At 53.1% G+C, this 11,938-nt stretch carries 12 protein-coding genes; 4 read left to right on the top strand and 8 right to left on the bottom strand.

What is annotated here, in order from left to right:
* Positions 1-192: 192 nt before the first annotated feature.
* On the bottom strand, positions 193-1,374 hold the full coding sequence (locus tag IE076_RS01770; RefSeq protein WP_189434807.1) for a hypothetical protein: 1,182 nt from the start codon (positions 1,372-1,374) through the stop codon (positions 193-195).
* A 351-nt stretch (positions 1,375-1,725) separates the two neighbouring features.
* Between IE076_RS01770 and IE076_RS01765 the strand changes: the two genes are divergently transcribed.
* From IE076_RS01765 to IE076_RS01755, 3 genes are all read left to right on the top strand, one after another.
* Positions 1,726-2,454, top strand: coding sequence for a gamma-glutamylcyclotransferase family protein (locus IE076_RS01765; protein WP_189434805.1), 729 nt, complete (start codon positions 1,726-1,728; stop codon positions 2,452-2,454).
* Between the two features lie 437 nt (positions 2,455-2,891).
* Positions 2,892-3,974 carry a tRNA dihydrouridine(20/20a) synthase DusA gene (gene dusA, locus IE076_RS01760; RefSeq protein ID WP_189434803.1) on the top strand — a complete coding sequence of 361 codons (1,083 nt, stop codon included), beginning with the start codon at positions 2,892-2,894 and terminating at the stop codon, positions 3,972-3,974.
* Positions 3,965-4,786, top strand: coding sequence for a sulfite exporter TauE/SafE family protein (locus tag IE076_RS01755; protein WP_189434801.1), 822 nt, complete (start codon positions 3,965-3,967; stop codon positions 4,784-4,786). The genes dusA and IE076_RS01755 overlap by 10 nt, the downstream gene beginning before the upstream one ends.
* A gap of 79 nt (positions 4,787-4,865) precedes the next feature.
* On the opposite strand, the gene IE076_RS01750 is transcribed toward IE076_RS01755, so the two are convergent.
* The 4 genes from IE076_RS01750 to IE076_RS01735 all read right to left on the bottom strand — a co-directional run bounded on the left by IE076_RS01750 (position 4,866) and on the right by IE076_RS01735 (position 8,039).
* Positions 4,866-5,564: a retropepsin-like aspartic protease family protein gene (locus tag IE076_RS01750; RefSeq protein ID WP_189434800.1), complete on the bottom strand. Its 699-nt coding sequence runs from the start codon at positions 5,562-5,564 to the stop codon at positions 4,866-4,868.
* A complete protein-coding gene (locus IE076_RS01745; RefSeq protein ID WP_209008756.1) occupies positions 5,549-5,770 on the bottom strand; it encodes a DUF1289 domain-containing protein in 222 nt (73 codons plus the stop codon). Before IE076_RS01745 ends, IE076_RS01750 begins: the two co-directional genes overlap by 16 nt.
* A 39-nt stretch (positions 5,771-5,809) precedes the next feature.
* Entirely contained in the window at positions 5,810-6,985 is a 1,176-nt protein-coding gene (locus tag IE076_RS01740) for an alpha/beta hydrolase (RefSeq protein WP_209008755.1), read from the bottom strand.
* A 235-nt stretch (positions 6,986-7,220) separates the two neighbouring features.
* Positions 7,221-8,039: an adenosylcobinamide-GDP ribazoletransferase gene (locus tag IE076_RS01735; protein ID WP_189434798.1), complete on the bottom strand. Its 819-nt coding sequence runs from the start codon at positions 8,037-8,039 to the stop codon at positions 7,221-7,223.
* 288 nt (positions 8,040-8,327) lie between these two features.
* On the opposite strand from IE076_RS01735, the gene cobT reads away from it, so the two are divergent.
* A complete protein-coding gene (gene cobT / locus IE076_RS01730; RefSeq protein WP_189434796.1) occupies positions 8,328-9,356 on the top strand; it encodes a nicotinate-nucleotide--dimethylbenzimidazole phosphoribosyltransferase in 1,029 nt (342 codons plus the stop codon).
* A 164-nt stretch (positions 9,357-9,520) separates the two neighbouring features.
* Here the strand turns inward: cobT and IE076_RS22590 are convergent, their stop codons facing one another.
* From IE076_RS22590 to IE076_RS01715, 3 genes are all read right to left on the bottom strand, one after another.
* Positions 9,521-9,877: a GFA family protein gene (locus IE076_RS22590; RefSeq protein WP_209008754.1), complete on the bottom strand. Its 357-nt coding sequence runs from the start codon at positions 9,875-9,877 to the stop codon at positions 9,521-9,523.
* Positions 9,878-9,963: 86 nt separating this feature from the next.
* Entirely contained in the window at positions 9,964-10,320 is a 357-nt protein-coding gene (locus IE076_RS22585; RefSeq protein WP_209008753.1) for a GFA family protein, read from the bottom strand.
* Between the two features lie 50 nt (positions 10,321-10,370).
* The gene (locus IE076_RS01715) at positions 10,371-11,894 is read right to left on the bottom strand and encodes an ATP-binding protein (protein ID WP_209008752.1); all 1,524 of its coding nucleotides are present in this window, start codon (positions 11,892-11,894) and stop codon (positions 10,371-10,373) included.
* Positions 11,895-11,938: the final 44 nt, after the last annotated feature.

Here is an 11,938-nt window from a genome sequence, read left to right as displayed (position 1 = left end):
ATTCTTCTTAGTAAACAGGTCGTAAGTTAGCAAACCATTTCCAGATAGGTGTTTCTTATTCAATCGAACTATCTGACGACAAATGATAATTTCGTTTGCCTGAGCTACATGAAAAGGCGGCTTTATTTGTCCCTTTGTTGGATCATTCAACTTTATGGAATGTTACCAAAGCGGCGCACCAACAGGTAATTCTTAATTTAGATAATTCATCAATATACTTGTTATTATAACGGAGATTAGATCCAGCGTTACGAACCCGGCGACTAGCATCTTCGGCAAAAACCAATCCAGAAGAAACTTGTACTCTTCCTCGGTGCTAGAAGCCCCTTTGGCTGCTTCCTCTGCCAGAAGGTAAGTGCCGGGAAACCCGTAAAGAGCTGTAAGGCCAACAGTTACCGCCATGTGCGGCGATACTTTCAAGATCCTGGCAATGATCAAGCTTCCCAGTATTAAGCCAACTGACCCAAGCGCAATCGTTCCCACAACAGGAACCAGAATCTGTCCGAGGCTCTCAGGCGTTAGACTATGCAGGCTCGTGATCAGGTAGGCGACAATGATGAACAGGGCGAGGCCAAACGAATTTCCCTCTGTCAGGGGCGCTCTTTTAATCCAGCCAAGTTGGGCAGCCAACATGCCAAAGATCAAGCAAAACACGGCTGGATGAATACGAACCCAAGCATCTGCCAGATCACTTAAGAAAATCGCCAGCAAGGCAACACAGGAAACTCTCAGTAAGTGCACCGCAGCGGTCTCATAGCCCTTTGGTAGTTGTGGTATGAGATACTTTCTCGTTGCTTTAACATTTGCTTTTGGAGAAGCCGACTCAGGTTCGCCGGCAGGAAAGCGGTCTTGTAAAACCTTTTTGGCTTCCCGCCGCAATAAGATGGCCGAGAGCGGGTAGCCTACGAATCCTTGCGTTATGATTATGAGCGTTGCGATCAGGCCCAGATCAGGCAGACCAATGGAAGTTGCCTTTTCATTCACGATCAGCGCTGAAATTATTCCCCCGGTGATGGGCCCAGCTCCGGCAACCGCAGTCTGAAACCCCAGGAGGGGTATGCCGAGAGCGAGCACAAATATAGTTGCACCGACCATCGCCCCCAGAGAGATCAGGATAGTAACCCATTGCCGCGACAGTTCCCGCAAGTCAAGCAACGAGCCAAGGTGGACATAGGCTAGATATAAAACCACAGGTGCAATTGAACTTAAGCCAGCTGCTTCAAATATCTCTTGGGGAATTATGAACCAAAACCCGAGTAAGATCAGTAAGCTGGCAAAGAATAATGACGGGATCGCACCTTTGGTTTTTGTCGCCACCATGTCACCGGCAGCAACGATCAAGGCAAGCACTGCGAATGCCAATATTGAATTCATGAAACGACCAACTCTAGCCCGCTTAGAACAATTGCTTTGGATAAAAGTTGGGCCTTCTTCAAGCAGCCCAAAGTATCTTGGTCTGTAAAACGGGTGGAGTTGCGTTAGAATTGTACTATTTTAGTGGCAGCCTGAAAGCCACGGATAGCTTCATAAGAGATTAGGATCAAAAGCGATAGGTGAATGGACTGTCTATTTTGCGGGCCTTAAGTGCAACAGGTGCATGCGCACGCGAAAAACCTAATTCCGCCGTTATCTCCCTTCGTTATAGGCATTGAAGCAGCGGACTGAAAAAGTCCGTTCAGGAAAACCCGTAGTTTTGGCACCGAGTTTGGCCATCCCGAGAAGAAAATGACGAAGATAGCCCTTTCAGTTCTAGCGCTGGCCTTCGGATCTGCCACTGGAGCCGCAGCAGAGGAATGTCATCCTGAAATTGACGCCAGCCGACCGCAAATGGTTGTTGCTTATGGCAGCCTCATGGAAACAGAATCCAAACAGCACACGGCACCGGATACAACTGATAACCTACCTGTACTGGTCTCTGGTTTCCAGCGAGCTTGGAATGCAACTGCCCCGTTTGTAGGATACTCAACGACCTATCTCGGGGTAATAGAAACTGAGGGTGCGCAAATGAACGCAGCAATTTATCAAGCCCTCAACACGGACGAAATCGCAGCGACTGATAGCCGTGAAGTGCTCTACTGCCGCCGACCCGTGCCCACAAATAGTGTGACTATGCTGGATGGTTCCAACTTAGACGACACTGCCCAGATTTGGATCTATGAAACCAAACCTGAATTTTTGGGTACCCCAACGAGCGAATTGCCAATCACGCAGAGCTATGTCGATACGTTCCTCACTGGATGCCTTGCGTTGGATGACGCTGTAACTACAGATGACCTTGGAGACATGACCTTCTCCCAAACCTGTATCACAACAACAGGGTCCTGGTCGGAAAACTGGGTCAACGATCGCATCCTGCCAAGACGACCATACATTCACCAGGATAACGCCTACCACATCGACAGGCTTCTTCACGATCAAATCCCGGAACAATTCGAAGCCATTCAAATTGAATAATCACTGTGGTCACTTAGCCAACATCGTCTGGCAACGGTTATCTGTCGACGAACAGAGGTTCGCGGTTCGAACAGTGCAGTCCGGTTAATGCCGCATCATCCGTGAAGACTTGTGTCGGTATCATCTCCAGTACCCGTGCGTTCCTGCTCCCAATTTCTTGGTTGTGATCTTGAAGGTAACGCTTTATGACGTCTCCTAAAGTCTTCGAAGGTTTTTGGGCGCGTTTCATCCCGCTCGGAAGCGACAACTCAGTTTCTCGTTTGTTGAGCCAAGTCTGGGCCGCCTGCTTGCGTTAGAATACCTTGCTTTCTCGGTAAACGATTTTGCCATTTCGCTTTATCAGTATCTGCGCGCAATAAGAGATACTGCCGTCTTGGCGAGGCTTTGAGACTACGGTGCCCATCGGGACGAATTAGGCAGGGTTTCAGGAATACTAAATGACTGATAAAAAGAAAAAACTCTATGATATCAATAAGCCGGTGTTTGCAGTCGCACCGATGTTGGATTGGACGGACAGGCATTGCCGTGCTTTTCACCGTGTCCTTTCCATGAACTCGCTGCTTTACACCGAGATGGTCACCACTGGCGCCTTGATTCATGGCGACAGGGACCGTCATTTGCGGTTTTCTAAACAAGAACAGCCGGTTGCCTGCCAGTTGGGCGGTTCCGATCCAAAAGCGCTGGCAGACTGCGCAAAGATGGTCGAGGACTGGGGCTATGATGAAGTCAATCTCAACGTGGGCTGCCCGTCAGACCGCGTCCAGTCCGGCAAATTCGGCGCTTGCCTCATGCAGGAGCCGGATCTGGTGGCCGACTGCATAGCGGCCATGAAGGATGTGGTCTCCATTCCGGTCACCACCAAGTGCCGCATCGGCGTGGATGATCAGGAGCCGGAAGAAGCCCTCAACGCGCTGGCAGATAAAGTCATCGCTGCGGGTACAGATGCCCTTTGGGTGCACGCCCGTAAAGCATGGCTCAAAGGCCTCAGCCCCAAGGAAAACCGAGATGTGCCACCGCTGGACTATGAACTGGTCTACCGCCTGAAACAGCGACTGCCGGGAGTCTTCATCGGCATCAACGGCGGCGTGGCAACGCTTGAAGAGACCTCTGCACATCTGGAAAAGCTCAACGGTGTCATGGTGGGCCGTGCAGCCTATCAAAACCCGATGTTGCTGGCCGACGTTGATCGCGTGGTCTACGGAGAAGACCGAGAAGCGCTCTCATCGGTAGAAGCGATGAACATCTACCGCGCGTATATTGAGGGTGAGCTTAGCGCGGGAACCAAACTGGCATCGATCACGCGCCACATCCTTGGCACCTATCAGGGTGTTCCCGGCGCTCGCCACTTCCGCCGCATCATGACGGTGGAAGCCAACAAGGCAGGCGCTGGCATTGAAGTGCTGGAAGATGCACTGGCAGCGGTCTCACGTCATCAAGCTGACATGCGCGAAGCCCGCGAACAAAAGGAGCAACGCTCGTTGGAAACCATTGGAATTGAGGAGGGCGCAGCATGGACATGATTTCGCTGTCGATGCTGGGGTTCGGGGCGGCACTGATTGCTTCCGGCGCACTGGCAGGTTTCTTGGCAGGATTGTTTGGCATCGGCGGCGGCGCGATCCTTGTGCCCATCCTTGTCACCGTCTTAACGCATGTCGGCGTTGATACCACCAATGTGGTTCAGATCTCAGTGGCATCCTCTCTGGGGGTGATTGGCCCAACGTCCCTGCGCTCCTTCTTCGCACACAAGAAGAGGGGGGCCGTAGACCTGGCCCTGCTGAAAAGCTGGATTATTCCTGTACCGCTTGGCGTGTTCTTGGCTTCTTACGTGGCCGCAATCGTTTCCGGCGAAACGCTTAAGGCCATCTTTGCAGGCATCGCTTTTGTGGTCGCGATGAGCATGCTGTTCAACCGCGAAAGTTGGAAGCTGGGCAATGATATTCCCGGCAATCCCACACGTTCATTTATCGGTGTGCTGGTTGGTTTTTTCTCAACATTGATGGGCATCGGCGGTGGCGTCCTGAACAATACGTTCATGACGCTGTTTGGTCGTTCAATCCATCAGGCAGTGGCCACATCCTCAGGGGTCGGCGTACTCATTTCCATTCCTGCGATCATTGGGATGGTCGCGGCGGGCTGGGGCGCACCCAACCTGCCTCCGTTCTCTGTCGGCTACATTAACCTGCTGGCCGTGGCACTTATTATCCCGATCTCCACCTACATGGCACCCATGGGCGCGCAGTTCGCGCATAATCTGTCACGGCGCAAGCTGGAGATTGCGTTCGGCATCTTCCTGCTGATCGCCGCTGGCCAGTTCATCTACAGTCTGCTTTAAGGCTGGCTACAAGCCCAGAAAACAAAAGCCGCTGACATCTGTGTCGGCGGCTTTTTTTATCTCATAGCGTCAGGCGGGTTTAACGCGCTCGCAGGATCAACTGATTGCCTTCCACCCGCCAGCTGGCAAACGTGTTCAGGGCACTCATACCCAGTAAGCTGGTGCCGAGCATTTCATCTTGCGCCACAAACGCTGGCACACTGTTCAGGTGCCAGTTCCCGATTTGCAGCTCCGGCAAGCGTACCCGCGCCACATACCCCATACCGTTGGCCGTGGAGACGGGCGTACTGTAGGACAGGTTTTCCGTATCAATGCCAATGCGGCTCGCATCCCCATGGGTGAGCGTAATGTGAGAGGCTCCTGTATCAACCAGCATGTCGACGGTAACGCCATCCACCTCCGCATCAACAAAGAACTGATGATTGGACCCGCGCGAGATCACCAGCTCACCATTTGCACTCTGGCTAATGGAGCCGGGGAACAACTCAGACATGACACGGTCGCGAACGGTCATCAGCTCAAAGCGGAACGAGTAGCCAATAACCAGCAACAGGGCCAGACCACCCCAGAAAACCACTGCGCCAACAACCTCGGGAATGCGCGGACGGCGGCTCAATACGCCCATTCCGATGACAATACCCATAGCCAGCAGGGCAACAAGGCGCGGCCCTTCCTCCTGAAACGCATCGCCCATAAAGGATGGTGTTCCAATGTAACCGGTTACAACGCCGATCACCATGGCGGTGATGACGATGACAAGACCTATCGTCCAGCGCATTGAGCATCCTCCATTTGATGAGCTAGAAAATTAGCCTTGCGCGTAGGGAGTTTTGCAATAATGTCCTGTTGCGCGCGGGCAGACAAGGAACCCCAGCCTGCAATCTCGCTCAGTAATCTCCAGCAGCTCACACACATTTTTTGTTCTGGATCCAGCTTACACAGTTTTAAACACGGGCTGGCTGGTCGTTCTAGAGTGCCTGACAAAGTACTTTCCTACAAAACATCGGTTTTATGCCACCATCATCAACGCGTTGAGCCAACAGTTCCCGGGGTGCTGATAACGACATTCGCTGTATTACCCAAAAACTCGTTAAAACTACGGCCAGCGGTGCCCAGACGCCCACCAATACTTTGCTTGCTCCGGGCCTTGGTGCCCCGTTGCAGCGCAGCGATCAGTTGCGGCCCGAACTGGGCAAGCTGCGTATACTTATCATGGTTGCTACCATCCTGACCTTCTACATTGGACAGGTCAATGACCACAACGCCCAGATTTGTCAGCTCCTCATCGTTCTCGATGCCGCCAACACGGTCTTTACCACCGGCGATACGACGGGAGAAACGCAAGGCACGGTCGTCGCGTGAGACCAGCACAAACACAGGATGTGCCCTGTACCCTAATGAAGTAATCATTGTTTTGAAAACATCAATATCGATGTCCGGCGACGCCATTAAAATCGTGATCTTCTTGTTCTTTAAAAGACCGTTTCCTTTAAGCTCCATTTGCCGCAACGTTTCCAGCAGCAACAGGTTACCAAGAGAGTGCGCAAGAATGGTGACACGCTTTGCATCAGAATTAGCAAGATCAATTAAAACCCGCTCCAACCCGTCCCGTGCAATCGTCACGCTGTTGGTGTCATAGATGTAATTGGTCAGCTTACCCGAAGAGGCCCACGTAAACAGAACCGGCAGGCGGCGAGCTTTGGAATCCGCTGCGATCTGCGCAAGACGGAAAACCCCTTCAGAAAAGCGGGTGTTGTAGCCGTGAATGAACAGCAAAGCATCACGCCGCTCCGGCGAACGTTTTGCAATCTCGCTGTTGATCTGCTGCCTGAAGGCCGCCTCGCCATCGATGTAGGAGGCCTGCCGCACGACAAAATCCGTATTGGGGTCACCCGGAGGCGAGGACGCCCATTGAATCTTACCCGGCTCATGGGTTGGTGGAATGGAAATCGTAGTGGAGGCAAAGTCCAGTTCCTGACTGCGCTCAGAAGAGAAAAGTGCATGCGGAGTATCCGTGCGTGCGCGTGTGGTCGCAATCAGCAGATGCACATCGCTGGTACCTTGTCCTTCTTCAAGCGAAACCTGAAGGGCATCCGGTCCGGGTCTGGAGGAGCAGGCAGCAAGCACAGCAGCGGCCAGCGCCAGAAGCATGGCGCGCTTCATTGTTAAAAAGGCATGAGCAGTTGATAGCTTCATCATGTCTTGGTCCCGAGAACCCAAATGAGCCCCACGCGCGTTGTCAGGTAAATAATGCGCTTACAATAAAGCTAAAATGCTAGCAAAAGATTGCGGTAAGGCCGTCAGGTCGGGCTGAACGCAGCAAGAATACCCCTGATTTTTAAGGAAGAATGCGCCCGAGGAAACGCGCATCCCCTTAAATGTCGCCCCTGATTATCAGGCGCGCCGATACATCGGCAAAGCATATCGGATCACTCTAAAGCGAGAGCGCGCCCAGAAGGAAACCGAGGGAACCGATCTGCTGTGCAGCGCCCAGAACGTCACCGGTAACGCCCTTAATCTTGGCGTACGAGAGTTTTGCCAACGCCCACACCAGAACAAGGCTGATCAGGCCACCAAAGACTACCTGCCAGAGGCTCAGATAGAACAGGCTGATGACAACAAACGGCAGGCCAAACAATGCTGCCTGATAAAGCGCGGTCTTTGTTGGTATCCCGAAGCGGGTCGACAAGCCGCCTTGGTAAGCCGCCGGCATTGTATGCCAGATCCAGACCATCCCGGTCCGGCCCGCAGTCTCGGCTGCCAGATAACCCAAAGCTGCACCCAACCCGCCAAAGGCCTCCAGCAAGGAAGAGAGCAACAGCCAGCGCAAGCTGAGCGAGAGTACAAGCGCCACCGTGCCGAAAGCACCAATCCGGCTATCCTTCATAATCTCAAGACGCCGTTCTGCCGTATGCCCGCCAAAGAACCCGTCAACCACATCTGACAGGCCATCTTCATGTAAACAGCCCTGAACCGCAGCAACCACGGCAATCGCCAGCAGCGCGACAACCCCGGAAGAAAGCGCGCTTTGTGAGAGCACAAGCAGCACCACAATGCTTGGCAGTGATATCACTGCGCCCGCCAGCGGAATGCTGCGCGCCCGTAACCGAAAATCAGGCGCCGTGTTCAGATCATCCCACTTGCCAAACTTGGGCAGCGGGATGCGGGAGAAGAAGCGCACCAGCTCTGCAACCTCTGCCAAAATAAAGGAGGAAGAGGGCAGGGAATCTTCGCGGTTATGATCATCGGACATAATGGGTCTCGCTGAAATGAAACAGGTATCAAAAGCAGTTGGGATGGCTTTGACGCGTTCCATCCGATTGCTTCAATCAAATGGCAGAGAATCGCTCAAAGACAAAAAAACAGAGCACAGCGTGTGAATGTCATTAGCTCTAAATCAACAATTTGTAGTTTGCAAAGCCGTGGAAACTACAAATAGTTGATAAGTCTCATTTGTATTCTGCCACCAGTGGCTTATAGATCTGCGCAAACAACAACCCGCAAAGGTCATTTTGCGGATCAACTCAGCTCGGAGAAACGTATGTCTCTTGCAACGACGGCACTGCCATTTGATGATATCAGAAATCTGGTGGGCGAAATGCCCGGCCCAAGCCTTGAAGCAGTTGAGGCGGTTAGAAAACGTGATGCGCAGCTGACAAAGCCAGCAGGCTCTCTTGGGCGTCTGGAAGATCTGGTAGAATGGCTTGCCGCATGGCAGGGCATGCCAATGCCAAAAGTGAACCGCCCGCTGGTTGCTGTCTTTGCCGCAAACCACGGCGTTGCCGACAAAGGCGTCTCAGCTTTCCCAAAAGAAGTAACCGCTCAGATGGTCTCCAACTTTGCAGCTGGCGGCGCAGCCGTAAACCAGCTCTGCATCGCTTATGACCTTGGCCTGAAAGTGTTCGAACTCGCATTGGAAATGCCAACCCCGGACATCTCCGAGGAAGACGCTTTCGAGGAATCTGAATGCGCCGCAACCATGGCGTTTGGCATGGAAGCTATCTCCGGCGGCACTGATCTGCTCTGCATCGGCGAAATGGGTATCGCCAACACCACCGTTGCAGCCGCCATCTTCTACGCGCTGTTTGGCGGCACCGCAGAAGAATGGGTTGGTCCGGGCTCCGGCGTTCAAGGTGATACTCTGACAAAGAAGGTCGCCGTGGTTGAGCAGGCCGTACAGCGTATCGGTGGTCCGGGCAAAGTCGAACCTCTGGAAGTTCTGCGCCGTATCGGTGGCCGCGAAATCGCAGCAATGGCGGGTGTTATTCTGGCAGCACGCATGCAGCAGGTTCCTGTTGTTATCGATGGCTTCGTTACATCCGCAGCAGCTGCCATCCTTTATAAGATGGACAACACCGCGTTGCAGCACTGTGTCTTCTCTCACGCCTCTGCTGAGCCTGCACATCGCCGTGCCCTGGCCGAGATGGGCGGCAAGCCTCTGCTCGACCTTGGCATGCGCCTTGGCGAAGGTTCCGGCGCAGCAATCGCAGCCGGCATCATCAAAGCAGCAGCAGCAACACACTCCGGCATGGCGACCTTTGCTGATGCAGGTGTTGCAGGTCAGGACTAATCTAACTCTACCCTCTCATTCAGGGAGGGGGATAAATTAAGAAAGGCCGCCTCACTCAGACGAGTTGAGGCGGCCTTATGTGTTTTTGACAATCCAACGCATAAAAAACGCTTATCGCTCAAACCGACGCACAAACCAACGTAAACCCGGTTTGATGAGCAAACTTAATCCACGAAGCGCCATGTATCAGCACCATCAAAGTGGCGCACACGTATGTCCTTCACATCTTCAGCTGGCACCAAACGCGTATTGACCGCCATTCTATCCCCGTTCGGGTCAGTAGGTGCCCAATGGGTTGTGTTTCCGCAAGTCTTGCAGGTATGGAACTCAAGATCCTTGTCGCCCCACACATACCGGAAGGTCGCGTCCGGATCACTTTTGACGGTCACATTCTCCGGCGACCCGTGCGCCCACACGGTGCCGTAACGACGACACGCAGAGCAATTGCACTCTGTCAGCCACTCTGGTTTTTCACGAAATTCAAACTTAACCGCACCGCAATGGCATGACCCACGAAGCATGCATTCCCCCTAAAAAACAGTTTGAGCACGGCCCTGAAGAGCAAACAAAGTGATCTCGCCGGAGCGCGCAGAGTAAAGAGTTTAGTTCAATCCAGAAAACGCCCTGTATCGGCCCCGTCAAAATGACGGATCGGTATGTCTTTCACATCCTTAAAAGGTACAAGACGCGTGTTGACCGCCATGCGGTCATAGTCCGCATCCAGATCAGACCAGTGTGTGGTGTTTCCGCAGGTCCGACAGGTGTGGAACTCGATCATCTGATCACCCCAGATATACGCAGATGTTGCATCCGGGGCTTTCTCGATGGAAATGTTCTTCGGTGACCCATGCGCCCAGATCGTGCCGTAACGACGACACGCAGAGCAATTGCACTCTGTCAGCCACTCTGGTTTTTCACGAAATTCAAACTTAACCGCACCACAATGGCAGGAACCACGAAGCATGCATTTGCCTCCCAACAAACACGCCTGGAACAAATTGGGAACGTACACGCTTATCCTGCACGAAGCAAGGGGGCTCTCGTTTTGCGTGCATTGGGGTCCGGGGTCGGGATTGGATCGGTGTGGTTCAATATGCGCTTGGCAGGCAGGGAAATGGTCGCCTGTGTTCCCTTACCGAGCTCGGAGGTAAGCTTGAACTCACCCTCATGCATTTGCGCGAGCGCCTGAACAATGGAAAGCCCAAGGCCTGTGCCTTGCTCGGCACCCTGAATAGCCTGCGTGCCTTGACCAAAGGCCTGCAACACAACAGGGATCTCTTCCTCCGGAATACCAGCACCCGTGTCGTGCACGCTGATGTACTGACCGCCAGAACCGTCAATACCCACATGAATGGAGATCTCCCCACCCGCAGGTGTGAATTTGATGGCATTGGCCAGCAGGTTCAAAACCATCTGACGCAGAGCTTTCTCATCGGCCCAAACCTTGTTCAGGCCTTCCTCGTAACTCTCATGGACCTCTATGTTCTTTGCCGCCGCCCGCATATGCATCATATGCTTACAGGCCGCTGCAACATCACGAAGGCACACCGGCTCCTCCTGCAACTCATAGCGACCTGCCTCAATGCGCGATAGATCGAGGATCTCGTTGATCAGGTTGAGTAGGTGTTCGCCCGACTGGTTGATGTCACGGGAGTAATCCACGTAGGTCTTGTTCTGCATCGGACCAAGAACTTCGTCCTTCATCACCTCGGAAAAGCCGAGGATCGCGTTCAAAGGCGTACGCAGCTCGTGGCTCATTGTTGCGAGAAAACGGGTCTTGGCGAGGTTTGCATCTTCCGCTCTGCGCCGCGCTTCCTGAGAAATTGCATTCACCTGTTCCATTTCGGAGATCAGATGATCCTTCTCCGCCCGGTACTCCAGCAAGGTCAAGGCTGAGTTATGTAGCTGCTTGCTCAGGACAAAGAAAAAAACTTGTGCCCCAATGGCCATCAGCCCCATCGCATAGTGGTGCATACCGTCAAACTGCCAGAAGCTGAAGAGCAGTGCTGCTGTGATCGGGGTTGTGGCCGCCAGTAAGGCGCCGGGGAGGGGAGAGGACAGCATAGTCGCCATAGCAATGACGATCAGCATGGTTGCAAACTGGAAAACATCGAAGCTGTAATCAGTCGCAAATTGCAGCCCGCTGATGAAAAACGCGGCCCAAACAAGCCCATAAAGCATATCGCCCGCAAACAACACTCTGCGGATGGAACGCAGTTTGCCTTCCTGAGCAAGGCTTTTCTCCATGCGTTTGGTGGAGAAGATAACAAGTGAGTGCGCAAGCAGCATGACCACAAGCCAGCCGATGGCCAAATTTACCGGAACCCAGTAGGTTGAGACGGTCGCGGCAACAGTGGCGATCATCGGCGTGGCATAGGCCACTGACAATCTATTCTTCACGAACATCAAGATAAGATCAGCTTCAAAGCTGGGACGAACACCCTCAACCGTACCAAGTCGTTCGCGGGCGTCCTTTACGGTACGTGCAACTTCTCGCCGGCGGTTTGCTCTGGCGTGATTAATAGTTGTCTTGTCCATACTATTCTGCGACGATCCGTTGTTCATGTATTCTCGGCCTCGTT

This window comes from Pseudovibrio japonicus, from assembly GCF_014651595.1.
Taxonomy (GTDB): Bacteria; Pseudomonadota; Alphaproteobacteria; order Rhizobiales; family Stappiaceae; genus Pseudovibrio; species Pseudovibrio japonicus.
The sequence above is the reverse complement of the archived record's forward strand: the minus strand, read 5'-3'. Positions and strand labels throughout refer to the sequence as shown.